A 22,060-nucleotide genomic window follows, 5' to 3' on the forward strand; every position below is an offset into this window, starting at 1 on the left:
CTGAGACACCTCGCTCAGCCCCGGCTCAGACACCGCACTCACGCCGCCGGAATCACCGCCGACACCCGGAAACCCCCCGCATCCGTGGGCCCCGACACAAACACCCCGCCCAGCGCCACGACCCGCTCCCGCATCCCCACCAGACCGTTCCCACCCGACGGCAACCCCGCCGCCGACGCCGACCCCGGCTCCGGCGGCGGCTCGTTCTCCACCTGCATCGCGATCTCCGACACCCGATGCGCCAACCGCACATGCGTCTTCGCGCCCGCCGCATGCTTGTGCACGTTCGTCAACGCCTCCTGCACCACCCGGTACGCCGTCTGCTCCACCCGAGCCGCATACGACCGCACCTCCCCCTCCACCGACAGATCCACGACCATCCCCGCCGCCGCCGACTGCCCGATCAACTCCTCCAGCTCCGACAGACACGGCCCCTCCTCCACCGCCACCCGAGAAGCCGCAGCCGCAGCCGCCTCCCCCACCCCCGCCAACGGCACCGCCTGCGCACGCCGCCCCGCATCCTCCCCCGCCCGCAACACCCCGAGCATCTCCCGCAACTCCGTCAACGCCTGCCGCCCCATGTCCCCCACCAGCGCCGCATTCCTCACAGCCTTCTCCGGGTCCTTCCGCGCCACCGCCTGAAGCGCCGCCGCATGCACGACCATCAGGCTCACCCGATGCGCCACCACGTCATGCATCTCCCGCGCGATCCGCGTCCGCTCCTCGTTCCTGGCCCACTCGGCCCGCTCCTCCGCCCGCTCCGCGAGCAACTGAAGCTCCCGCTCCAGACTGTCCGCCCGCTCCCGCAGACTCTCCATCAACCGCCGCCGAGCCCCCACGTACAACCCCAGCAGCAGCGGCGGAGCCGTCAGCCCCAACGCCGTCGTCACCGCCGCGAACGGCACGAACCAGTCACCCAGCGTCAGGTCCCCCCGCGCCATGTCCTGGCGCACCCGCACGAACGTCACCACCGCCGTCCCCACCAGCGACATCCCCGCCAGCGCCCCGATGATCCGCCGCGGCAGCTCACACGCGGCGAGGGTGTACAGGCCGACGACACCCAGCAGAAACCCCATCTGCGCGGGCGTGATCGCAATGGCCACGAGAACGACGGCGATCGGCCACTTTCGCCGCACGAGCAGCACAGAACCGGCGATCAGACCGAAAACGATCCCCACCGACACCGGAATCCCGGCATCCCTGGCGAACGGGATCCCCTCCGCACCGCACTCCACGGCCGACACCAGCGCGAGACCCCCGTCCAGCACCGCACTGCGCCACCTGGCCCACCACCAGGGCCCGGTCAGGGCCCCGGTCCGCTCTTCCCCCGTCGTGGTCATACCTCCAGCCTACGGGCGACAGCCAGGCCTATTCCGGTGACTTTCCCCTACCGCCACACACCACACTCCGTAACCGAACGACCTCGAAACCCACCGGTATCCCTCGAACTGGTGAACCCCTCCCGTTCGACCCCGGAACGCCCCATTCCGGCCGGACGGTATGCGTATGACACATGCACCGGGCAAGTACGCCGACTTCGAGAGCCTGCGGGACCGGGCGGTCGCCCTGCGCCGGGCGGGCCACAGCCTCCGGCAGATCCGGGACGAGCTGAAGATCTTCAACAACGACATCCTCAACCAGCTGGTGAAGGGGGAACCGCCGCCGGAATGGACCAAGCGCCCGAGGGCGAAGGACGACCTCCGGACCAAGGCCCGGGAGCTACGGCTCCAGGGCTGGACCTACGACCGGATCCAGGTCGAGCTGGGATGCTCGAAGAGTTCGATTTCCCTCTGGGTGCGGGACCTGCCCAAGCCGGAGCGGCGCGACCCGGTAGAACAGGCGAAGCTGGCCGCGAGGAAGCGCTGGGAGCGCGAGCTGGCCGTACGGGACGAGAGGCGACAGGCGACCAAAGCCGCCGCCACGAGCGAGATCGGCGCAATGACCGACCGCGACCTCTTCATGGCGGGCGTGGCCCTCTACTGGGCCGAGGGCGCCAAGGACAAGCCGTACGCCCGGCGCGAGAACGTGCAGTTCGTCAACAGCGACCCCGGCGTGATCAGGGTCTACCTCGCCTGGCTGGATCTCCTCGGGGTGGAGCGCGAACGCCTCCGCTTCCGTGTCATGATCCACGAAACCGGCGATCTCGATGGAGCCATGCGCTACTGGGCCGATCTCGCGGGCGTCGCGACCTCCGCGTTCCAGCGAACGACCATCAAAAAGCACAACCCCAAAACCCTGCGCAAGAACGTGGGCGAGAGCTACCGGGGCTGTCTCGTGATCAGCGTCTTGCAGGGAGCGGAGCTATACCGTCGCATCGAAGGCTGGTGGTACGGCATAGTAGGGGCTGTCGCTGCAACCGATCTTCCAAATCGGACATAGCGATAATCCCGGGTCGTCTAAGGGCAAGACGGTGGTTTTTGGTGCCACTTATAGGGGTTCGAATCCTCTCCCGGGAGCCACAGCACACAAAACCTAGGTTCGGGTCCTGACCGGCGAAAGCCCGACAGGGCCCGCTCCCATGTCCCCCCGGAAACACCCCGGTATCCTGCGGCTGTCACCCCCACTCACCCACAGCCGAAGGGCAACCCCGTGAGCAGCGCCATTCGCCCGGCAGCCGTCGTCGTTCTCGCAGCGGGTGAGGGCACCCGTATGAAGTCGGCCACACCGAAGGTCCTGCACGAGATCTGCGGCCGCTCCCTCGTGGGCCATGTGCTGGCCGCCGCCCGTGAGTTGGACCCGCAGAATCTCGTGGTCGTCGTGGGGCATGCCCGTGAGCAGGTCACCGCGCACCTGAACGAGATCGACCCGGCCACCCGGACCGCCGTACAGGCGGAGCAGAACGGGACCGGGCACGCCGTGCGGATGGGCCTGGAGGAGCTGGGCGGGGCCGTCGACGGGACCGTGGTGGTCGTGTGCGGGGACACGCCGCTCCTGACCGCCGACACGCTCAAGCAGCTCGCCGGGACGCACGCCGCCGACGGCAACGCCGTGACCGTGCTGACCGCCGAGGTTCCGGACGCCACCGGGTACGGGCGGATCGTGCGGGACGAGGCGACGGGTGCGGTGACGGCCATCGTGGAGCACAAGGACGCCACCGACGTCCAGCGGGCGATCCGGGAGATCAACAGCGGGGTGTTCGCGTTCGACGGGCAGTTGCTGGCGGACGCGCTGAAGAAGGTGCGAACGGACAACAGCCAGGGTGAGGAGTACCTGACGGACGTGCTCGGCATCCTGCGGGCGGCCGGGCATCGCGTCGGTGCCTCCGTGGCGGCCGATCACCGGGAGATCGCCGGGATCAACAACCGGGTGCAGCTGGCCGAGGCGCGCCGGATTCTGAACGACCGGCTGCTGACGGCCGCGATGCTGGACGGGGTCACCGTCGTGGATCCTGCCTCCACGTGGGTCGACGTGACCGTCTCCTTCGAGCGGGACGCGGTCGTTCATCCGGGCACGCAGCTGATCGGGTCCACGCACATCGGTGAGGGTGCCGAGGTCGGGCCGAACAGCCGGCTGAAGGACACGCAGGTCGGTGCGGGGGCGCGGGTGGACAACACGGTGTCCGACGGGGCCGTGGTGGGTGCGCAGGCGAGTGTGGGGCCGTACGCGTATCTGCGTCCGGGTACGCGGCTGGGGGTCAAGGGCAAGATCGGGACGTACGTCGAGACGAAGAACGCCCGGATCGGTGAGGGCACCAAGGTGCCGCATCTGTCGTATGTCGGTGACGCGACGATCGGTGAGTACACGAACATCGGGGCGGCGAGTGTGTTCGTGAACTACGACGGTCAGGAGAAGCACCACACGACGGTGGGGTCGCATTGCCGGACGGGTTCGGACAACATGTTTGTGGCTCCTGTCACGGTCGGGGACGGTGCCTACACCGCTGCCGGGTCCGTGATCACGAAGGATGTGCCACCCGGTTCGCTGGCCGTGGCCCGCGGTCAGCAGCGGAATATCGAGGGTTGGGTGGCTCGGAAGCGTCCGGGGAGTTCGGCGGCGAAGGCGGCCGAGGCGGCGTCCCGGAGGGGCCAGGACGAGGACTGAGCGGAATCGTGTGCGCCAAAGTCGGCGTACCGTGATAAGTGCACATCCGCACGCGTGCACCCGCACCCCTACCAGCTGGTTCGGCCTCTCATGCCCAGACGGGAGGTCGCAGACGGAGCCGGCTGGCTGAGACAACCTCTGAGGAGACTGTGCTGTGACCGGGATCAAGACGACCGGCGAGAAGAAGTTGATGTTCTTCTCCGGCCGCGCCCACCCCGAGCTTGCCGAGGAGGTCGCCCAGCAGCTGGGTGTCGGGGTCGTCCCGACGAAGGCCTTCGACTTCGCGAACGGTGAGATCTACGTCCGTTACCAGGAGTCGGCGCGTGGTGCGGACTGCTTTGTGATCCAGAGCCACACGGCTCCGATCAACCAGTGGATCATGGAGCAGCTGATCATGATCGACGCGCTGAAGCGTGCGTCGGCCCGCTCCATCACGGTGATCGTGCCGTTCTACGGTTACGCGCGGCAGGACAAGAAGCACCGGGGTCGTGAACCGATTTCGGCGCGTCTGATCGCGGATCTGATGAAGACGGCGGGGGCGGACCGCATCCTGACGGTGGATCTGCACACGGATCAGATCCAGGGGTTCTTCGACGGTCCGGTGGATCACCTGTTCGCGCTGCCGCTGCTCGCCGACTATGTGGGTGACAAGGTGGACCGGAACAAGCTGACGGTCGTGTCGCCGGACGCGGGTCGCGTGCGGGTGGCGGACCGGTGGTGTGACCGGCTCGGTGCGCCGCTGGCGATCGTGCACAAGCGGCGTGACAAGGACGTGGCGAACCAGGTGACCGTCCACGAGGTCGTGGGTGAGGTCAAGGGCCGGGTGTGTGTGCTGGTCGACGACATGATCGACACGGGTGGGACCATCTGTGCCGCGGCCGATGCGCTGTTTGCGCACGGTGCGGAGGATGTCATCGTGACGGCCACGCACGGTGTGCTGTCGGGTCCGGCTGCGGACCGGCTGAAGAACTCGCGGGTGAGTGAGTTCGTGTTCACGAACACGCTGCCGACGCCGGCGGAGCTGGGCCGGGATCTGGACAAGATCACGGTGCTGTCGATCGCTCCGACGATTGCGAGTGCGGTGCGTGAGGTGTTCGAGGACGGGTCGGTGACCAGTCTCTTCGACGAGCAGTGAGGTTTCTGCAGGCGCGTGACGCGGGCTAGCTGAAGATCCTTTTGGGTACGGCCTCCTCCTCCGAGTAAACTGACGAAGTTGCTCGGCGAGGGAGGCCGTACTCCGTTTCTGGACGGGGACACGGCGGTCCGTTATCGACGCGCTCTTCGTAGCAGGCCGTTCGTGGCCGGGTGACCACGTCCGTTCCGATTTTCTACGAGGAGTGATCCGCATGTCCGAGGTGAAGCTCGCCGCCGAGACCCGTACCGAGTTCGGCAAGGGTGCCGCCCGTCGCATCCGCCGTGACAACAAGGTCCCGGTTGTTCTGTACGGCCACGGCTCCGACCCGGTGCACCTGACCCTGCCGGGTCACGACCTGCTGCTGGCGCTGCGTACGCCGAACGTCCTGATCTCCCTGGACATCGACGGCAAGACCAACGAGCTGGCGATCCCGAAGGCCGTGCAGCGCGACCCGCTGAAGGGCTTCCTGGAGCACGTCGACCTGCTGCTGGTCAAGCGTGGCGAGAAGGTCACGGTCGAGGTTCCGGTGCACGCCGAGGGCGAGCTGGCCCCGGGTGGCAACCTGCTGGAGCACGTCCTGAACGCGCTGCCGGTCGAGGCCGAGGCCACGCACATCCCCGAGGCCGTCACGGTCTCCGTCGAGGGCCTGGAGGCCGGTGCCTCCGTCCACGCCAAGGACATCACCCTGCCCAGCGGTGTGACCCTGGCCGTCGAGGAGGACGCGGTCGTCCTGCAGGTCCTGGCCGCGCAGGCCGAGGAGACCGAGGGTGAGGCCGCCGAGGGCGAGGAGTCGGCCGAGGTCTGATCCTCGCCGTCGTCGTCAACTGTTCAGCCGCTGCTTCCCTCGCCGGGAGCGGCGGCTGGCGCGTATCAAGGAGAGATGGACGTGACCACCCCCGCCAGTACTGACCCCTGGCTGATCGTCGGGCTCGGGAATCCCGGGCCGGAGTACGCCATGAACCGGCACAATGTCGGGTTCATGGTGGTGGACCTGCTCGCGGAGCGGATCGGGGGGAAGTTCAAGCGGGCGGGCAAGGCGCAGGCGCAGGTGCTGGAGGGGCGGATCGGTCCGGCGGGGCCGGGGAGCCGGCGGGTGGTTGTGGCGAAGCCGATGTCGTACATGAACCTGTCGGGTGGTCCGGTGAACGCGTTGAAGGACTTCTACAAGGTGCCGGTGGCGCATGTCGTGGCGGTGCACGACGAGCTGGACATCGACTACGGGGTGCTGCGGCTGAAGCTGGGCGGCGGGGACAACGGGCACAACGGTCTGAAGTCGATGACGAAGGCGATGGGGCCGGACTATCACCGGGTGCGGTTCGGGATCGGGCGTCCGCCGGGTCGTATGCAGGTGGCGGACTTCGTGCTGAAGGACTTCTCGTCGGCGGAGCGCAAGGAGCTGGACTACTTCGTGGACCGTGCGGCGGATGCGGTGGAGTGTCTGGTGACGGAGGGGCTGGAGCGGGCGCAGAGCGCGTACAACTCCTGACGCCGGTCACCGCTGACGAGGTCCCGTACTCCTGATGTCCCGTACTCCTGACGTCCCGTACTCCTGACGCACGGGACGTACAACTGCCGACTTGTACGGCTTTGCCTCCCGGACGAGTTGACCGGTCGTACGGTGATGGCCAATGATCCCGGCCATGCCTGCCACTGCCGCCACCGCTCTCCGGGCCTCCGTGACCGCGTTGCGGTTCGGGCGGGTCGCGGCGATGGGTGCGCTCGCCGCGCTGATCCTGTTCTGCGGGGTGTGGGGTTCCTGGGGGACCGCGCAGCACGTGATGCTGACCAAGGGCCGGGAGACCGGCACGGTGCGGGTGACGGGGTGTGCGGGGGACGTCTGCGCGGGGCCGTTCACGCCGGCGTCGCAGGGGGCGCGGGCACGCGCGCGTGTGGAGCTCGGGCAGTCGGTGGCGGTGCGCAAGGGGCGGACGTACGACGTGGTGCTGAAGCCGGGTACGGCGGTGGCGGTGCGCTCGGGTCCGGCGGGGATCCTGTACGCGTGGGTGCCGTTCGGCGGGGCGTTGCTGCTGGCGTCGGTGGTGGTGGCGGGCGGGATGCGGCTGACGCGGGCCGGGTGGGTGCTGGCGGGGGCGGGGATGGCGCTGCTGACGGCTGTTTTCGTGACTCTGTGAGGGGTTGGGCGTTCTTCACGTCTGTGGGGGGTCTGTTCGTGGCCTGTTCGTGCTTGACCGGCTGTCGGGCGTGGCTGGAAGCTGTACCGCCCCCTCCACATCTTCCCCGTTCACCACTCGAAGATGGATCAGTCCCATGCGTACCCTCATTCCCGTCGGCGCGCTGAGCGCCGGTGTTGCGGTGGCGCTCGTGTGCGCCCCGGCCGCCCACGCAAGTGCCCCCGGTGACAATGGCACCGTCAAGATCCACGACGCCCGGACCGGCGAGGAGCTGCGCCGTAACGAGCCGCACGTGTGCACGTTCTATCTGGACGCCTTCGGCTTCGACGGTGGTCAGAAGGTCGACTGGCACATCGAGGCCTGGGCGCCGACGGCCGCCGCGAAGGGCGCGACCGTGAAGACCGGCGCGATCACGCTGGGCGCGGACGGTCACGGCCGTACGGGCGACCTGTCGCTGCCGGACGGGCACTACAAGCTGTTCTGGAACTTCGAGGGCGAGAAGGGCGCGGCCAAGCACAAGGTGTTCTGGACGGACTGCACGGGCTCCGCGGGGGGTGGCGGGAAGCCGTCCGGCTCGGCGGCGCCGTCGTCCTCCTCGCACCCGTCTTCGCCGGCTTCCTCGTCGTCCTCTTCCTCGTCCTCGTCCTCGTCGTCCGGTACGGCCCCGAGCGCGTCCGCGTCCGGATCGCCCGCCGCGGCGGCTCCGTCCTCCTCCCCGTCCGCCGGCGGCGACCTCGCCGAGACGGGTAACGGTGCTCCGGTGGGCCTGCTGTCGGCCGGTGCCGCGGCGCTGGTCGGCCTGGGCGGCTACCTGGTGACCCGCCGCCGGACGGCCCGGCGGGGCTGAGACCTCCCTGCACAGGGGTGCCCCCGGGGTCGTACGACCTCGGGGGCACCCCTGTGTGCCGTGGCTGTCAGCCGGTGTTGCGCAGGCCGGCTGCCACGCCGTTGACGGTGAGGAGCAGGGCGCGGGAGAGCAGCGGGTCGGGGTCGGTGCCCGCGGCTGCCGCGTCGCGCTGGCGCTTGAGCAGGGTGACCTGGAGGTAGGAGATCGGGTCCAGGTAGGCGTCGCGGATGGCGAAGGTCTGCTTGAGGACCGGCTGGGCGTCGAGGAGTTCGTTCTCGCCGGTGACCCGGAGCACCTCGGCGACGGTCAGCTCGTGTTCGGCCTTGATGGTGTCGAAGACGTGCTTGAGCTCGTCGGGGACGAGGGTGTCGACGTAGTGCTGGGCGATGCGCAGGTCGGTCTTGGCGAGGGTCATCTCGACGTTGGAGATGAAGTTGCGGAAGAAATGCCACTGTTCGTGCATCTCGCCGAGCACGGTGTCCAGACCGGTTTCCCGCAGCGCCTTGAGGCCGGAGCCGACGCCGAACCAGCCGGGCACGATCTGCCGGGACTGGGTCCAGCCGAACACCCACGGGATGGCGCGCAGACCGTCGAGCGAGACGCCCGAGCCGGGGCGGCGGGAGGGCCGCGAGCCCAGGTGCAGCTCGGCGAGCTGGTCGACGGGCGTGGAGGCGAGGAAGTAGGCCGGGAGGTCGGGGTCCTCGACGAGCCGGCGGTAGGCGGCGTGCGCGGCGTCGGAGACCACGTCCATCGCCGCGTCCCAGCGGGCCAGGGCCTCGTCGGACTGGCGGGGGGCGGTGTGCAGCGCGGAGGCCTGGAGGGTGGCCGCGACGGTCAGTTCCAGGTTCTCCCTGGCCAGGGACGGGATCAGGTACTTGTCGGAGATGACCTCGCCCTGTTCGGTGACCTTGATCTCGCCTTCCAGGGTGCCCCAGGGCTGGGCGAGGATCGCGTCGTGGGAGGGGCCGCCGCCGCGGCCGACGGTGCCGCCGCGGCCGTGGAAGAGGCGGAGGCGGACGCCGTAGCGGTGGGCGACGTCGCGCAGCCGGCGCTGGGCGCGGTGGATCTCCCACTGGCTGGTGGTGATGCCGCCGAACTTGGAGGAGTCGGAGTAGCCGAGCATGACCTCCTGGACGTCGCCGCGCAGCGCGACCAGGCGCCGGTAGGACGGGTCGGAGAGCATGTCCTCCAGGATGGTGTCGGCGGCCTTCAGCTCGTCGGTGGTCTCCAGGAGGGGGACGATGCCGATCCTGGCCCAGCCGGCGTGCAGGTCGAGGAGGCCGGCCTCGCGGGCGAGGACGGCGGCGGCGAAGACGTCGTCGGCGCCCTGGCACATGGAGATGATGTAGGACTCGACGACCTCGGGGCCGAAGACCTCCAGGGCCTTCTTGACGGTCTCGAAGACGCCGAGGGTCTTCTGTCCGGCGGCGTCGAGGGGTGCCGGGGTGGGGGCGAGCGGCCGACGGGAGCGGAGTTCCTTGGCGAGGAGCTTGGCGCGGTACTCGCGGGGCATGTCGGCGTAGCGCCAGGACTCCTCGCCGAGGCGGTCGAAGAGCTGGCCGAGGGCGTGGTGGTGGGCGTCGGCGTGTTCGCGGACGTCCATGGTGGCGAGCTGGAGGCCGAAGGCGGCCAGGGTGCGGATGGTGCGGGCCAGGCGGCCGTCGGCGAGGAGGCCGCCGCGGTGTTCGCGCAGCGAGGCCTGGATGATCCGCAGGTCGCTGAGCAGCTCGCCGGTGCCGAGGTAGTCGCGGCCCGCTTCGTGCGGGGTGCCCTTGGCGAGGCGCTGCTTGGTGTTCTCCAGCTTCTGCCGGATGCAGGTCGCCTTGAGCCGGTAGGGCTCCTCGGCGTTGAGGCGCTTGTAGCGGGGGCTGATCTCGGGCAGCAGGTCGAGGTCGGTCTTCAGGGACTGCAGGAGCTCTTCCGTGGCGCCGGTGTAGCGGATCGAGTTGGAGAGCAGTCCGCGCAGTTCGTCGATCATCTCCAGGGCGTCGTTGATGCCGTGTTCGTGCTGGAGGATGAGGATGTCCCAGGTGACCTGGGGGGTGACGTTGGGGTTGCCGTCGCGGTCGCCGCCGATCCAGGTGCCGAAGGTGAGCGGCCGGGTGTCGTCGGGGAGCTTCACGCCCACCCGCTCCAGCTCCGCCGTCAGGTCCTCCAGGACGTCGCCGACGGCGTTCGCGTGCAGCTCGTCGAGGTAGTAGATGGCGTTGCGGGCCTCGTCGGCGGGCTCGGGGCGGACGACGCGCAGCTCGTCGGTCTGCCAGACGAGGTCGATGTTCTCGGCGAGGCGGACGTCGTGGCGGCGGCGGTCGGAGCCCTGGACGGGGGTGTCCAGGAGCGCGGCGATGCGCCGGAGCTTGTTGAGGACCGAGCGGCGTGCGGCCTCGGTGGGGTGGGCCGTGAAGACCGGACGGACGTTGAGGTTCTGGACGGTCTGCCTGAGGTGCTCGGGGTCGGCGTCCTTGAGCCGGTCGGCGGTGCGGGAGAGGAGGCCGCCCTCGGCGGCGCGCCGGGCGCGCAGCTCGCGGCCCCGGTGCACCTGCTCGGTGACGTTGGCGAGGTGGAAGTAGGTGGAGAAGGCGCGCACCAGCTTGGCGGCGGTCTCCAGTTCGGTGCCGCGCAGCAGCTCGGCGGCGGCCTCGCCGTCCTCGCGGGTGAGGCGGCGGACCTTCTCGACCAGGTCGAGGAGCTCGGGGCCCTCCTGCCGGACGAGGGTCTCGCCCAGGAGATCACCCAGCCGGCGGATGTCGGCGCGCAGCTCGCTGCTGGTCGTGGTGGTCTGGTCGTCGGCACTGCTCACAGGTGCGGCTCCTTGCAGTGTTGAAGCTCGTCTGGGAGGGAACCCGGGCGGCTGCCGGGCGGCGTGCGCCGCATACGGGCCGGAGCGTCCGGGAAGGAAACGTCAGCGGACCGCGCTGTCCGACCGGTTCCAAGGATAGGTGTCCCTGCGGACGCGCAGGCCGTGGGGCTCTTGCCGCCGCACGACACGCTGCCATACTTACGAAGCCGTAGGTTACGGAACCGTAGGGAAGTACCGTCGAGTCCCGTCCGGTCCCGGCGGCCCGGTATCCGTCTCGACCCTCGACCCCACAGGGGACGCGCATGACCTCAAGTTCCGATGTGATCGAAGAAGCCCGTAAGGCCGACGACACTCCTCCCCCGTCCGCCACGCTGGGTGGCGAGCAGAAGCGTTCGATCGAGCAGATCACGCTGCTTTTGTTCATCACCGTGCCGTTCCTGGCACTCGTGGCGGCTGTGCCGCTGGCCTGGGGCTGGGGGGTGAGCTGGCTCGACATGGGCCTGCTGGTGTTCTTCTACTACCTGGGGTGCCACGGCATCACGATCGGTTTCCACCGGTACTTCACCCACGGTTCGTTCAAGGCCAGACGGCCCCTGCGGATCGCGCTCGCGATCATGGGCTCGATGGCGGTCGAGGGCCCGCTGGTGCGCTGGGTGGCCGATCACCGCAAGCACCACAAGTTCTCCGACGCGGAGGGTGACCCGCACTCTCCGTGGCGGTTCGGGGAGACGATTCCGGCGCTGATGAAGGGCCTGTGGTGGGCGCACATCGGCTGGATGTTCGACGAGGAGCAGACTCCGCAGGACAAGTACGCGCCGGATCTGATCAAGGACCCGGCGATCCGGGCGGTCTCCCGGCAGTTCGTGCTGTGGACGGCCGTGTCGCTGCTGGCGCCGGCGCTGATCGGCGGTCTGGTGACGATGTCCTGGTGGGGCGCGTTCACCGCGTTCTTCTGGGGTTCACTCGTACGGGTGGCTCTGCTGCACCATGTGACGTGGTCGATCAACTCGATCTGTCACGCGGTGGGCAAGCGGCCGTTCAAGTCGCGGGACCGCTCGGGCAACGTGTGGTGGCTGGCGGTGCTGTCGTGCGGTGAGTCCTGGCACAACCTGCACCACGCCGACCCGACCTCGGCGCGGCACGGTGTGATGCGCGGCCAGATCGACTCCTCGGCCCGGATCATCCGCATCTTCGAGCTGCTCGGCTGGGCGTACGACGTGCGCTGGCCGTCACGCTCGCGTATCGATTCGCGCCGGAACACCGGCCAGGACGGCTCCGGGCGCCGGAAGGAGACCGCGAAGGCGGCATGATTGACGCCGTGGCGACCGACTCCAGCAGCACCTCCAGCAACGACAAACCCCGGCGGACCCGCCGGACCCGTATGACCGGTGCCGAGCGCCGCCAGCAGCTGCTGGAGATCGGTCGCACCCTTTTCGCGGCGAAGGGTTTCGAGGGCACCTCGGTGGAGGAGATCGCGGCGAAGGCCGGGGTGTCCAAGCCGGTGGTGTACGAGCACTTCGGCGGCAAGGAGGGCCTGTACGCGGTGGTGGTGGACCGCGAGATGCGGCGCCTGCTGGACATGGTGACCAGCTCGCTGACGGCGGGGCATCCCCGGGAGCTGTGCGAGCAGGCGGCGTTCGCGCTGCTGGACTACATCGAGGAGTACACGGACGGCTTCCGCATCCTGGTCCGTGACTCGCCCATCCCCCAGTCGACCGGTTCCTTCGCCTCTCTCATCTCGGACATCGCCACGCAGGTGGAGGACATCCTGGGCCGCGAGTTCAAGAGCCGCGGCTTCGATCCGAAGCTGGCGCCGCTGTACGCGCAGGCGCTGGTCGGCATGGTGGCCCTGACCGGGCAGTGGTGGCTGGACGTGCGCCGCCCGAAGAAGGCGGAGGTCGCGGCGCATCTGGTGAACCTGGCGTGGCACGGTCTGGACGGGCTGGAGCCGAAGCCGCGTCTGATAGGCCACCGGAAGAGCTGAGCGGGCCCGCGCCCCCGAGGACGCGCACTGCGCGTGCGCTGTCCGAAGGGGCGCGGGCGGCGTCAGGCCCGGGGTCCCGGTTCCCGGCACAGGGCCACGGCCGTGCCGGCGGCCGCGCACAGCGCCACGGCCCAGGTCCAGCGCGAGGTGTCCCAGGCCTGCGACAGGGGCTGCGCGAACGGCCGGGCGGCGTCCGGCAGCGGCAGCAGGACCGCGACCAGGACGCACAGCACCGTGCCCGGCGCGGCCAGCGCCCCGCCGCCGCCCGGGGTCAGGCGCACGCCGAGCGCCGCCAGGGCGAGGACCAGGCTGAACAGCGCCACGGCTTCGAGGGTCAGCCCGCCCGCGGGCAGCAGCGGGCGTTCGTCCGGGTTCGTCGCGAAGGTGCCGCATACGACGACACCGGCCCAGGCACAGCCCGCGCACAGCACGGCGAGTGCGCCGCGCACGGCCCGGGGCAGCCAGCGCGGCACCGGCACGACCTCGGTGGTGCGGGCCGCCGGGTCGTCGAGGACGAACGCGGCGCCGACGGCGATCAGCACCGCCGCGGCCCGCATGAGCAGGACGACGTCGGTCATCCGCATCCCGCCGGCCAGCGCGGGGCCGCCGGTCAGCAGCAGCGCGGCGGCGGCCGCGATGGCCAGCGGGGCGATCCTGGTGGCGCGCACCGCGTAGGGGATCAGCGGTCGCAGGCAGGCGTACCGGTTCGGGGTGCTCACGGGTGTCATCGGCACGTCCGCTCGCCGGCCGGGACCTGCGGGGGCGCGGGCACGCCGAGGAGTGTGGCGGCGCGGTCGGTCGTGGTGTCCGGCGCGGTCAGTTCGCTCCAGGCGGCGCGGACCTTGGCGCCGATGTCGTCGGCGGGCCGTTTGAGCAGGTCGACGGCGTAGGTGGACTCGCGGGCGTCGAAGGCGAGACCGGTGGAGGAGTCCAGGACGAGCAGGCTCAGGCCGCCGGTCGTCCGGGAGGCCAGGTCGCGCAGGGCGGCGCGGGTCTCGTCGGTGGCCTGCCCCGCCAGCCACAGCGTGAGGACGGCGCGGGAGCCGCACACCGTGTCGATGCGGGGCTCGTGCGGGGGCGCTCCGGTGACGGTGCGGTAGGCGAACAGGGCGGAGAACTCGGCCACGGCGTCGCTCTCGGCGTCCGCTCCGGCGCTGCCCGCGCTCCACCAGGTGCCGACGGGTACGGCGCCGGGCGTGTGGGCGCGGCGGTCGTCGGCGTCCCAGGCGGCCTGGGGCAGCGGCTGCCCGGAGGAGGCCTGGGATCCGGGGTGGAAGAGGCGCTGGCGCACGGCGTAGCGGGCGTCGGCGGTCTGTGCGGGGGTGCGGTGCAGGATGCCGCGTACGACGCCGTCCCACTGCCGGATGCGCCCGGTGAACTCCGGGAAGGCGCAGTAGGTGACATGGCCGCGGGTGCTGCAGTCCTGTTCCCGCGCCGGGTGCTCGGTGGCCAGGGTGCGTGCGCGGGCGATGTCGTCCGGCACGGGCCGCAGTTGCAGGGCGCCGGCCAGGGCGGCGAGCACGGCGGCGAGTGCGGCGCAGGTCCACAGGGCGCCGGTGGTCCGGCTCGGTGCGCCGGGCGCCGTGTCACGCTCGTCGCGCAGCAGCGCGAACGCGGCGCACACGGCGCTGAGGGCGGCGAGCCACAGCAGGTGCCAGCCGGCGGGCCGGGCCAGCAGCACGGACGGCAGTGGCTGGGCGAACTCGTCCTCGATGGCGACGAGGGTCAGCCACCGCCAGCCCGAGGTGTTCTGCACGGCGGCGACGAAGGTGAGCACCGCGAGCCCGGCCACCGTCAGTGACGCGGTGGCCAGCGAGCCGCTCAGGCGGGCGAGCAGCACCCCGAGCACCCCGGCGAAGAGCACCGCCGCGGGCCCGGTCGCGACCTCCGCCCAGTCGATGGTGCCGACGGCGCCGGGCAGCGCCGCCAGGTGCAGGATCCGGGCGACGGCGAGGGCCGCGGCGAGGGCGACGGCGGGCAGCAGGGCGAGCAGATGCGCGGCGGCGCGGGCGCGCCGGCCGAGCACGAGGACGGCGTACACCGGCTCCACTCCGTGCCGTCGCCCGCGCAGCACCCCGAAGTCGGCGGCGAGCAGGGTGCCGGCGGCGATCAGCAGCAGGGGCGGCTGGCCGGTGCGGGAGCTGTCCTGGAGCACGGGGTAGCGCTGGGCGTCGGCGCCGAGGGTGAGGTCGTACGCCCACAGGGCGAGGTAGGCGGCGACGGAGGCGAGGAACGCGGGGTGGCGCAGCAGCCGCAGTGCCTCGGTGCGGGCGAGGGCGGCGACGGCGCCCCGGGTCCGCACCGTGGGCCGCGGGCCCGGCCGGGCGGCGGTCAGGGTGCTCACAGAACCGGCTCCCGCTGCGTGGTGGCGTCGAGGAGCAGCAGGTAGCCGTCCTCCAGGGTGGGTTCGAGCAGGGGGGCGCCCGGTGGCGGTGTGCCGATGTTGCGTACGGTGCCGGCACCCGTGCGCCAGCCCGCCAGGGCCCGCGGGTCGCGTTCGGTGCTCGCCCAGACGCGGCCGGCGGCGACGGCGGCGAGGGCGGGCGGTTCGCCGTCGAACTTGACGGTGCCGTGGTCGAGGACGATGACACGCCGGCACAGCGCGGCGACGTCCTCGGTCTGGTGCGTGGACAGCAGGACGGTGCGGCCGGCGCCGAGGTCGGCGATCAGCTCCCGGAACCGCAGCCGCTGTTCGGGGTCGAGACCCACGGTGGGCTCGTCGAGGATGAGGAAGCCGGGGTCACCGACGAGCGCTGCGGCGAGCGCCACCCGCTGGCGCATGCCGCCGGACAGCTGCTTGATCTTCTTGCCGCGCCGCTCGGGCAGGCCCACGGCGTCGAGGACCCGCTGCACCTCGCGGTGGCGGGCGGCGCGGTCGGTCATCTCCTTGAGGATCGCCACGTAGTCGACGAACTCGAAGGCGGTGAACGACGGGTGAAAGCCGGGGTCCTGCGGCAGATAGCCGAGGCTGCGCCGGATGGCGAGGCGGCCCTGCGGGGTGCGCGGGTCGTGCCCGAGGACGCGGACGTCGCCGCCGCCCGGTGGTGCCGCGGTCGCCAGGGTGCGCAGCAGGGTGGTCTTGCCCGCGCCGTTGGGTCCGAGCAGTCCGGTGACACCGGGGGCGAGCCGGAAGCTGACGCCGGCCAGGGCGCGCACGCTGCGGTAGTCGACGGTGAGGTCGCTCACCGCCACGGCGGTGGAGACGGTCATGGATTCCCCCTGGTGGGTGCCTGGTTCGAGGTCTTCGGTGAGGTCGGTCAGTGCGCGGGCTGCGGTGCGCCGCGGTCGTAGGAGGTGCGGGTCAGCGCGATGGAGACGGCGGCCCCGCACAGCACGGCGGCCGCGCCGAGCTGTCCGCCCGCCGAGAGCACGAGATCGCGGACGGGGTCGAAGAGCACCAGCAGGCCCAGGGCCCAGGTCCCGGCCACCGCGCCCGCGGCCACGACGGGTTCGACACGGGCCGACAGGGCGAGGGTGAGCGAGGTGAGGGCGAGCGAGGGCAACAGCCAGCCGAGCGTCCGGGAGGCGGGTCCGGGCAGGGCGACGGCGATCGCGGCGGCGGGCACGAGGGCGGTGGTGACGACGGTGACGGTGCGCAGGAGCAGCAGCCGCAGCCCGTGGAACGGTGCGACGACCGTCATCTCGTACATCGGGTCGGTGCGCGGCCCGAACGACAGGGCGACGCCCGCCACGGGCAGCGCCGGCGCGACCACGAAGAACGGCAGCGTGGCGGAGACGGCGTGCCCCAGGCGCGCCACGACGAGCGTGAGCAGCAGCGTGACGGTGGCCCCGGCGATCCAGGAGCGGCGCAGCGCCGGGGTCGCGGTGATCAGCCGCGCGGTGTGCCCGGGGATCCTCAGGGCGAGCAGCACCCGCTCCACGGCACCGGGCCTCGGCACGTCGCGGGCCCGGGTCAGCCTGGCCCAGGTGGCGGCGGTGCGGTCCTGGTCGGCGTACCGGGCGAGACCGGCGCGGCAGGCGGCGCAGCCGGCGAGGTGGGTGTCGGCGCGCAGCAGGGCGGCGCCGCGCAACTGCCCGCCCTGGTAGTCGCGCAGTGCCTGCGTACCGAGATGCTCCACTGCCACCTGGTCTCCGTTCCTGTGCTGGTGCGGCCCGCTCACGCCAGTTCCTCCCGCAGTCGTCTGCGGGCCCGCATCGCCCGGGTCTTGACGGTGCCCGCCGGGATCCGCAGCGCCTTCGCGGCCTCGGCGGTGCTCAGCCCGTCGACGACGGTGGCCTGCAGGACGTCGCGGAGTTCGGCCGGCAACCGGGCGAGTGCGTCGGCGAGTTCGCCGTACGGCAGCCCGTGCAGCGCCTCGTCCTCGGCGGACGGATGAGCGGGGCGCTGGCGCAGCCGGCCGAGCAGCTGGGCGAGCCGCTCACGCGCTCCGTGCCCGCGTTGTACGTCGACGAGCCTGCGCGCCCCGATGCGCCACAGCCAGCCCGCGGCGCTGCCGTCCGACCCCGGCGTCTCGCGGAAGCGGGCCGTGCCGTGCCACACCGCGAGGAAGGTCTCCTGCACCACGTCGTCGACGATCGCGGGGTCCGGGCACCGGTAGGAGAGCCGGGCGACCAACCACGGCTCGTACCGCCGGTAGAGCAGTTCGAAGGCATGGCTGTCGCCCGCCTCGATCGCGCGCAACAGCATGCTGTCGCTGCGCCGCTCCCCGCCCATGTCCGTCACACCTCCTCATCGGACGAGGGGTCGCGAGCGGTTCACGGTTCCCGGGATTTTTCTCAACTCCCTTGCCGGACAGAGGATTTCGGCCACGTCGACAGATGAGTTCGGCCAAATCCGGGTGACCACGCCACCACTTTTCGAACATTGGCCACAGAACTACCCATAGTCAATTCGGAAGCGTTCCCTCCCCCGCCGCCCTGGCGTAGCTTCGCCAGCACTCGGGCCCGACCGACCCGAGACGGGTCCGACCAACCCGGATAAGAGAAAAGGGGGAACTTTCTCATGTCGGAGACAACGGCAGCAGGAAGAAAGATGCGCGCCCGCGCGGCCACGGTCGTCCTGGCCACGGGAGCGCTCACGGGGATGCTCGGCGCCGTGCCGGCGTCCGCCGCGACGGCACGGCCCGCGGCCGTGCCGTCGTGCATCACCATCAAGAACACGTCGAGCTGGGTGACCACGACGACGCGGGTCACCAACAACTGTTCGCAGACGTACCGCTACTACTTCAAGTGGGACCGGCACGTCGACGGCTCGTGCGAGACCTATGCGCCGGGCCACTGGCACTCCGAGACGGTGGCCATCACGGCCCGTTTCGCGGGTCTGGGCAGCTGCTGACCGGCGGTCACTGAGCACCAGGCGTGAGGCGCCGGGTCTTCCCCGACTGCAATTCGGGGAAGACCCGGCGCCGTCTTCCATGATGCCCCGTCACGGACCCTGCGGCTCCAGGAACTCCAGCCGATTGCCGACGGGGTCCTCCGTGTAGAAACGCCGGTGACCGGGGAGGTTGTCGTCCCAGGTCACCTGCGCGCCCTTGGCGGTGAGCCGGGCCGCGTACGCCTCGATCCCCGCGACCCTGAGCCCCGGGTGGGCCTTGCGCGCGGGCCGGAAATCCGTCTCGACGCCCAGGTGGAGCTGTACGGCCCCGGCCCGGAACCAGCAGCCGCCGCGTGCGGCGAGCACCGGAGGTTTGGGGATCTCCGTCATCCCCAGGACGTCGACGTAGTAGGCGCGCAGCGCGTCCTCCGACCCGGGCGGGGCCGCCAGCTGCACGTGATCGACGGCGACGAGCACGCTCAGGCCTCCTTCACGGCGACGGCGAACAGACGGCGGAAGGGCAGGACGGTGCCGTACGGCGCGGCGGGGTAGGCCTGCCGCAGCAGATCGCGGTACTCGGCCAGGAACGCGTCCCGCGCCTCGGGATCGTCCGCGAGCGCGGTCAGGACGGGCCGCAGGCCGGTTCCCTTCACCCAGTCCAGGACCGGGTCCGCACCGGTGAGGACGTGGAAGTACGTCGTCTGCCACACGTCGGCGGCGCAGCCGAGGCGGGCCAGGCGGTCCAGATAGACGCCGGGGGTGTGCACGGAGTCGGTGTGCCGCAGGACGCCGGCGAGGCGGGACTCCCAGCGGGGGCTGCCGGCGAGTTCACGCATCAGGGCGTGCAGCGGGGCGTCGATGTTGTCGGGCACCTGGAAGGCGAAGGTGCCGCCGGGACGCAGGCCGGCGATCCAGTCGGCGAAGCGCTCGGCGTGCCCCGGCACCCAGTGGAGCGTGGCGTTGGAGACGATCAGGTCGTACGGCTCCTCGGGCGTCCAGGTGCGGACATCGGCGTGGGCGAAGTCCAGCCGGCCGCCTCCCGCTGTGGGCCCCTCGTGGCCGGTGTGGGCCGCGTCGAGCATCGCGGGCGAGTTGTCGTAGCCGGTGACATGGGCGGCGGGCCAGCGCCGGGTGAGCAGGACGGTGACATTGCCGGGGCCGCAGCCGAGGTCGGCGATGCGGGGCCGCTCGCCGCGCGGGTCCGGGATCTGGGCGAGGAGGTCGGTGAAGGGACGGGCCCGGTGACCGGCGTGCCGCAGGTACTGGCCGGGGTCCCAGCTGGGAGTCGTCATGCCGGTCACTCTCCCCGTCCAAGTATCTCGATGTCAAGAGACTCGACTTCAAGAGACTTCATGTCGACACAACCACTACACTGATCTCCATGGAGGACGAGGTCGATCGGCTGGTCGCAGCGTGGCGCCGGGAACGTCCGGACCTCGACGTGGAGCCGCTGGAAGTGCTCAGCCGGGTGAGCCGACTCGCCCGGCATCTGGACCGTGCGCGCCGGCTCGCCTTCGCCGAGCATCAGCTGGAGCCCTGGGAGTTCGATGTGCTGACCGCGCTGCGGCGCGCGGGCACGCCGTACCAGCTCTCCCCCGGCCAGCTGCTGACCCAGACGTTGGTCACGTCGGGCACGATGACCAACCGCATCGACCGGCTGGCCAAGAAGGGCCTGGTGGAGCGGCTGCCCGACCCGAGCGACCGGCGGGGCGTGCTGGTCCGGCTCACCGACACCGGCCGGGACCGCGCGGACCAGGCGCTCGCGGGTCTGCTGGAGCAGGAGCGGGCGATCCTCGGCGAACTCTCCCGCGCCCAGCGCCTGGAACTCGCCGGTCTGCTACGCCAGCTGACCGCCCCGTTCGACAACATCCCCGGCTAGGTCGGCCGGTCCGACCCCCGCGCGGCGGGCGAGCGCGACGGCGGCCAGCGTCGAGTGGACACCCAGCTTGCCGAGGACGTTCTGCATATGGGTGCGCACGGTGTGCGGGGAGAGGAACAGCCGCTCGGCGACGGCTTTGCGGCCCAGCCCCGCGACCATGCAGCGCAGCACCTCCCGCTCGCGCGGGGTGAGCGCCTCCACGAGCCGCTCGCTCTCGGTGCGGTGCCGGCGCGCGGCCGTCAGCTCCCTGAGCACGCCGGTGAGCAGGGCGGGCGGCAGATGGGTCTCGTCGCGCAGCACGCCCCGGATCACCGTCAGCAGCCGGGACAGCGAGCAGTCCTTGGCGACCCAGCCCGAGGCCCCGGCCTGCAGCGCGAGCGCCGCCCGCCGGGGATCGTCCTTCTCGGCGAGCACCACGATCCGTACGGCAGGCTGGGCGGCGCGCACGCCCGCGACCAGCGAGATGCCGTCGACCAGCCCTTCCTCGTCGCCCTCCTGCACGGGCACCGCCGGCCGGCTGGCGGGCATGTTGCCGCCCAGATCGGCGTCGACCAGGAGGACGTCGTAGCGGCGGCCCTCCCCGGCCGCCCGGTCCAGACAGCGCAGCGCGGCGGGGCCGCTGCCGGCGGCGAAGACGTCGACGTCGGGCTCGGCGGCCAGCGCGGCGGCGAGCGACTCGGCGAAGATGCGGTGGTCGTCCACGACCAGGACTCGGATACGAACCACGAAACCCCCTTCCCCAGGCTCCGCACGGAGCAGGGGACAACCAAGGTCCGGAAAGGGCCCGGCCGCCATCAGCCGGTCCGCAAGGACCGGAACGGCCCGGAGAACGACGACCCGCACGGGTACGACAGCCCACGGAAAGGACACGCGCCGCGCGGCCGCCGCCGTCGCGGAAACTGCTACCCCCACCGCGGGTGCCGTACCCGCCTGTCTCGCCCCCTGATCAGCACCGGCCCCCACCGGTGCTGTTCCACAGAGTACGGACGAGAGCACGCTGCGGAAGCAGATTTGCAGAACTGGCCGACCGATGTGTGTCTCGTGTGCTGCCTGTTTCGTCCTGGGACAGAAATCGACAAAGCCCGACGCCATCTGCCGCACGCCACCCTGCCCATCCCGCCGGAAAACGGCATGGACATGACTCACATACGATGTACGGTGGCGTGTTTCCGATCTTGACTCAGGAGTGAAACCCTTGAAGAAGAAGCTCAGCCGCATGCTCACCGTGGGTGCCGCCGCCGTCGGCGCCGTCGCCCTCGCCACGGGCCCCGCCTTCGCCGGCAACGTCGGCGCGAACGTCTTCGGGGCGCAGGGCTCCGGGACCTTCCGCTACGACGGCCACTACATCGCCCCGCAGATCTACGTGACGGTGGCCGACACGGGCAAGGACGGGCACTCCGTCGGGGTCCGCGTGCAGTCCCTGACGCCGGACCGCAAGGTGACCAGCTACAGCTGGCACAAGGTCTACACCGGCGCCGGCACCGAGAAGACGTGGCCGACCTCCCTGCAGGACAACCGCGGTATCTGGGCCCTGCGCATCCAGGTCTGTGTCTTCGAGGGCGACAAGGCCCTCGGCTGCGACGAGTCCAGCTGGGACGGCAACCCCAACTACTGATCCCGAACGGCACCGGGACGCGGGTGTCGGTTCAGTCGCTGCGCTCCCGCCGAGGCACCGGCGGGGGCGGTGCCGGGAGTTCGTCGTCCGCGAGCACGGGGCCGCCCGTCCGCAGCCGCTCGACGGTCCGCTCGGCCCGCCGGCGGGCCCGGGGATCGTCGTCGCGCCGGAAGAGCAACCGCACGCTGAGCGGGGTGCGACACCCGAACGCCAGGCCGGCGCCGCGCGACTCCTCCGTGGCGATCAGCCGGTACCCGAGCGCCTGCGCGATCCCCTCGGCCCGGGCCTTCATCCTCCATCAGCGGTCCCCGCAGCGCGGCAGCTGTGCCGGGAAGTCACGCGAACCCCCGGG

Annotated in this window: 23 protein-coding genes and 1 tRNA gene; 13 read left to right on the forward strand and 11 right to left on the reverse strand. The window is 71.1% G+C overall.

Features of this window, described 5'->3' with window-relative positions:
• Positions 1–38: 38 nt before the first annotated feature.
• Positions 39–1,340 (reverse strand): histidine kinase, encoded by a 1,302-nt coding sequence (locus ACIGXP_RS31550; protein WP_363219562.1) that lies wholly within the window; start codon positions 1,338–1,340, stop codon positions 39–41.
• A gap of 166 nt (positions 1,341–1,506) precedes the next feature.
• Here ACIGXP_RS31550 and ACIGXP_RS31555 point away from each other — a divergent pair, with 166 nt between their 5' ends.
• The 8 genes from ACIGXP_RS31555 (at position 1,507) to ACIGXP_RS31590 (ending at position 8,155) form a co-directional block, all read left to right on the forward strand.
• Entirely contained in the window at positions 1,507–2,379 is an 873-nt protein-coding gene (locus tag ACIGXP_RS31555) for a hypothetical protein (RefSeq protein ID WP_399774130.1), read from the forward strand.
• Positions 2,380–2,385: 6 nt separating this feature from the next.
• A tRNA-Gln gene (locus tag ACIGXP_RS31560) sits at positions 2,386–2,459 on the forward strand.
• Positions 2,460–2,589: 130 nt separating this feature from the next.
• The gene (gene glmU, locus ACIGXP_RS31565; RefSeq protein ID WP_399774134.1) at positions 2,590–4,041 is read left to right on the forward strand and encodes a bifunctional UDP-N-acetylglucosamine diphosphorylase/glucosamine-1-phosphate N-acetyltransferase GlmU; all 1,452 of its coding nucleotides are present in this window, start codon (positions 2,590–2,592) and stop codon (positions 4,039–4,041) included.
• A gap of 154 nt (positions 4,042–4,195) precedes the next feature.
• Complete coding sequence (locus tag ACIGXP_RS31570) at positions 4,196–5,176, forward strand: ribose-phosphate diphosphokinase (protein ID WP_351247694.1); 981 nt, start codon at positions 4,196–4,198, stop codon at positions 5,174–5,176.
• A 211-nt stretch (positions 5,177–5,387) separates the two neighbouring features.
• Entirely contained in the window at positions 5,388–5,981 is a 594-nt protein-coding gene (locus tag ACIGXP_RS31575; RefSeq protein ID WP_363219565.1) for a 50S ribosomal protein L25/general stress protein Ctc, read from the forward strand.
• A gap of 75 nt (positions 5,982–6,056) precedes the next feature.
• On the forward strand, positions 6,057–6,662 hold the full coding sequence (pth, locus tag ACIGXP_RS31580; protein ID WP_399774138.1) for an aminoacyl-tRNA hydrolase: 606 nt from the start codon (positions 6,057–6,059) through the stop codon (positions 6,660–6,662).
• A 142-nt stretch (positions 6,663–6,804) separates the two neighbouring features.
• Positions 6,805–7,308 (forward strand): hypothetical protein, encoded by a 504-nt coding sequence (locus ACIGXP_RS31585; protein WP_399774141.1) that lies wholly within the window; start codon positions 6,805–6,807, stop codon positions 7,306–7,308.
• 136 nt (positions 7,309–7,444) lie between these two features.
• On the forward strand, positions 7,445–8,155 hold the full coding sequence (locus tag ACIGXP_RS31590) for an LPXTG cell wall anchor domain-containing protein (protein WP_399774144.1): 711 nt from the start codon (positions 7,445–7,447) through the stop codon (positions 8,153–8,155).
• Positions 8,156–8,222: 67 nt separating this feature from the next.
• Here ACIGXP_RS31590 and ppc read toward each other — a convergent pair whose 3' ends face one another.
• Positions 8,223–10,955: a phosphoenolpyruvate carboxylase gene (gene ppc, locus ACIGXP_RS31595; RefSeq protein WP_399774147.1), complete on the reverse strand. Its 2,733-nt coding sequence runs from the start codon at positions 10,953–10,955 to the stop codon at positions 8,223–8,225.
• A gap of 302 nt (positions 10,956–11,257) precedes the next feature.
• Here ppc and ACIGXP_RS31600 point away from each other — a divergent pair, with 302 nt between their 5' ends.
• A complete protein-coding gene (locus tag ACIGXP_RS31600; RefSeq protein WP_399774149.1) occupies positions 11,258–12,265 on the forward strand; it encodes an acyl-CoA desaturase in 1,008 nt (335 codons plus the stop codon).
• On the forward strand, positions 12,262–12,939 hold the full coding sequence (locus tag ACIGXP_RS31605; RefSeq protein ID WP_351206000.1) for a TetR/AcrR family transcriptional regulator: 678 nt from the start codon (positions 12,262–12,264) through the stop codon (positions 12,937–12,939). Before ACIGXP_RS31600 ends, ACIGXP_RS31605 begins: the two co-directional genes overlap by 4 nt.
• Positions 12,940–13,001: 62 nt before the next feature.
• On the opposite strand, the gene ACIGXP_RS31610 is transcribed toward ACIGXP_RS31605, so the two are convergent.
• The 5 genes from ACIGXP_RS31610 to ACIGXP_RS31630 are packed head-to-tail and all read right to left on the reverse strand — an operon-like array spanning position 13,002 to position 17,614.
• A complete protein-coding gene (locus ACIGXP_RS31610) occupies positions 13,002–13,658 on the reverse strand; it encodes an ABC transporter (protein ID WP_399774152.1) in 657 nt (218 codons plus the stop codon).
• A 5-nt stretch (positions 13,659–13,663) separates the two neighbouring features.
• Positions 13,664–15,283 carry an ABC transporter permease gene (locus ACIGXP_RS31615; protein WP_399774155.1) on the reverse strand — a complete coding sequence of 540 codons (1,620 nt, stop codon included), beginning with the start codon at positions 15,281–15,283 and terminating at the stop codon, positions 13,664–13,666.
• Positions 15,280–16,149 (reverse strand): ABC transporter ATP-binding protein, encoded by an 870-nt coding sequence (locus tag ACIGXP_RS31620; RefSeq protein ID WP_399774157.1) that lies wholly within the window; start codon positions 16,147–16,149, stop codon positions 15,280–15,282. Before ACIGXP_RS31620 ends, ACIGXP_RS31615 begins: the two co-directional genes overlap by 4 nt.
• A 47-nt stretch (positions 16,150–16,196) precedes the next feature.
• Positions 16,197–17,024, reverse strand: a complete 828-nt coding sequence (locus ACIGXP_RS31625; protein WP_363219931.1) for a zf-HC2 domain-containing protein — start codon at positions 17,022–17,024, stop codon at positions 16,197–16,199.
• A gap of 32 nt (positions 17,025–17,056) precedes the next feature.
• Positions 17,057–17,614, reverse strand: coding sequence for an RNA polymerase sigma factor (locus ACIGXP_RS31630; protein ID WP_399774276.1), 558 nt, complete (start codon positions 17,612–17,614; stop codon positions 17,057–17,059).
• A gap of 318 nt (positions 17,615–17,932) precedes the next feature.
• On the opposite strand from ACIGXP_RS31630, the gene ACIGXP_RS31635 reads away from it, so the two are divergent.
• Positions 17,933–18,235, forward strand: a complete 303-nt coding sequence (locus ACIGXP_RS31635; RefSeq protein ID WP_399774161.1) for a hypothetical protein — start codon at positions 17,933–17,935, stop codon at positions 18,233–18,235.
• A 90-nt stretch (positions 18,236–18,325) separates the two neighbouring features.
• Here the strand turns inward: ACIGXP_RS31635 and ACIGXP_RS31640 are convergent, their stop codons facing one another.
• Positions 18,326–18,691 (reverse strand): VOC family protein, encoded by a 366-nt coding sequence (locus ACIGXP_RS31640; RefSeq protein ID WP_363216747.1) that lies wholly within the window; start codon positions 18,689–18,691, stop codon positions 18,326–18,328.
• Positions 18,692–18,693: 2 nt separating this feature from the next.
• Positions 18,694–19,506, reverse strand: a complete 813-nt coding sequence (locus ACIGXP_RS31645) for a trans-aconitate 2-methyltransferase (RefSeq protein ID WP_399774163.1) — start codon at positions 19,504–19,506, stop codon at positions 18,694–18,696.
• An 89-nt stretch (positions 19,507–19,595) separates the two neighbouring features.
• Here ACIGXP_RS31645 and tamR point away from each other — a divergent pair, with 89 nt between their 5' ends.
• Complete coding sequence (gene tamR / locus ACIGXP_RS31650) at positions 19,596–20,093, forward strand: MarR family transcriptional regulator TamR (protein WP_363216749.1); 498 nt, start codon at positions 19,596–19,598, stop codon at positions 20,091–20,093.
• Here the strand turns inward: tamR and ACIGXP_RS31655 are convergent.
• The gene (locus ACIGXP_RS31655) at positions 20,052–20,819 is read right to left on the reverse strand and encodes a response regulator transcription factor (protein ID WP_363216750.1); all 768 of its coding nucleotides are present in this window, start codon (positions 20,817–20,819) and stop codon (positions 20,052–20,054) included. The genes tamR and ACIGXP_RS31655 overlap by 42 nt on opposite strands.
• 469 nt (positions 20,820–21,288) lie before the next feature.
• Between ACIGXP_RS31655 and ACIGXP_RS31660 the strand changes: the two genes are divergently transcribed.
• Positions 21,289–21,708, forward strand: coding sequence for a hypothetical protein (locus tag ACIGXP_RS31660; RefSeq protein ID WP_399774168.1), 420 nt, complete (start codon positions 21,289–21,291; stop codon positions 21,706–21,708).
• 31 nt (positions 21,709–21,739) lie between these two features.
• Here the strand turns inward: ACIGXP_RS31660 and ACIGXP_RS31665 are convergent, their stop codons facing one another.
• Positions 21,740–22,000, reverse strand: coding sequence for a hypothetical protein (locus tag ACIGXP_RS31665; RefSeq protein WP_399774170.1), 261 nt, complete (start codon positions 21,998–22,000; stop codon positions 21,740–21,742).
• Positions 22,001–22,060 lie beyond the last annotated feature (60 nt).

It is taken from the genome of Streptomyces sp. NPDC053069 (genome assembly GCF_044546895.1).
Classification (GTDB): domain Bacteria; phylum Actinomycetota; class Actinomycetes; order Streptomycetales; family Streptomycetaceae; genus Streptomyces.

Excerpts from the sequence above, each read along its gene's own strand:
- ACIGXP_RS31550 (WP_363219562.1), bottom strand. The coding sequence starts at position 1,340 with ATGACCACGACGGGGGAAGAGCGGACCGGGGCCCTGACCGGGCCCTGG.
- ACIGXP_RS31555 (WP_399774130.1), top strand. The coding sequence starts at position 1,507 with ATGACACATGCACCGGGCAAGTACGCCGACTTCGAGAGCCTGCGGGAC.
- ACIGXP_RS31575 (WP_363219565.1), top strand. The coding sequence starts at position 5,388 with ATGTCCGAGGTGAAGCTCGCCGCCGAGACCCGTACCGAGTTCGGCAAG.
- pth (WP_399774138.1), top strand. The coding sequence starts at position 6,057 with ATGGACGTGACCACCCCCGCCAGTACTGACCCCTGGCTGATCGTCGGG.
- ACIGXP_RS31585 (WP_399774141.1), top strand. The coding sequence starts at position 6,805 with ATGATCCCGGCCATGCCTGCCACTGCCGCCACCGCTCTCCGGGCCTCC.
- ACIGXP_RS31590 (WP_399774144.1), top strand. The coding sequence starts at position 7,445 with ATGCGTACCCTCATTCCCGTCGGCGCGCTGAGCGCCGGTGTTGCGGTG.
- ACIGXP_RS31600 (WP_399774149.1), top strand. The coding sequence starts at position 11,258 with ATGACCTCAAGTTCCGATGTGATCGAAGAAGCCCGTAAGGCCGACGAC.
- ACIGXP_RS31605 (WP_351206000.1), top strand. The coding sequence starts at position 12,262 with ATGATTGACGCCGTGGCGACCGACTCCAGCAGCACCTCCAGCAACGAC.
- ACIGXP_RS31620 (WP_399774157.1), bottom strand. The coding sequence starts at position 16,149 with ATGACCGTCTCCACCGCCGTGGCGGTGAGCGACCTCACCGTCGACTAC.
- ACIGXP_RS31630 (WP_399774276.1), bottom strand. The coding sequence starts at position 17,614 with ATGGGCGGGGAGCGGCGCAGCGACAGCATGCTGTTGCGCGCGATCGAG.
- ACIGXP_RS31635 (WP_399774161.1), top strand. The coding sequence starts at position 17,933 with ATGCGCGCCCGCGCGGCCACGGTCGTCCTGGCCACGGGAGCGCTCACG.
- ACIGXP_RS31645 (WP_399774163.1), bottom strand. The coding sequence starts at position 19,506 with ATGACGACTCCCAGCTGGGACCCCGGCCAGTACCTGCGGCACGCCGGT.
- tamR (WP_363216749.1), top strand. The coding sequence starts at position 19,596 with ATGGAGGACGAGGTCGATCGGCTGGTCGCAGCGTGGCGCCGGGAACGT.
- ACIGXP_RS31665 (WP_399774170.1), bottom strand. The coding sequence starts at position 22,000 with ATGAAGGCCCGGGCCGAGGGGATCGCGCAGGCGCTCGGGTACCGGCTG.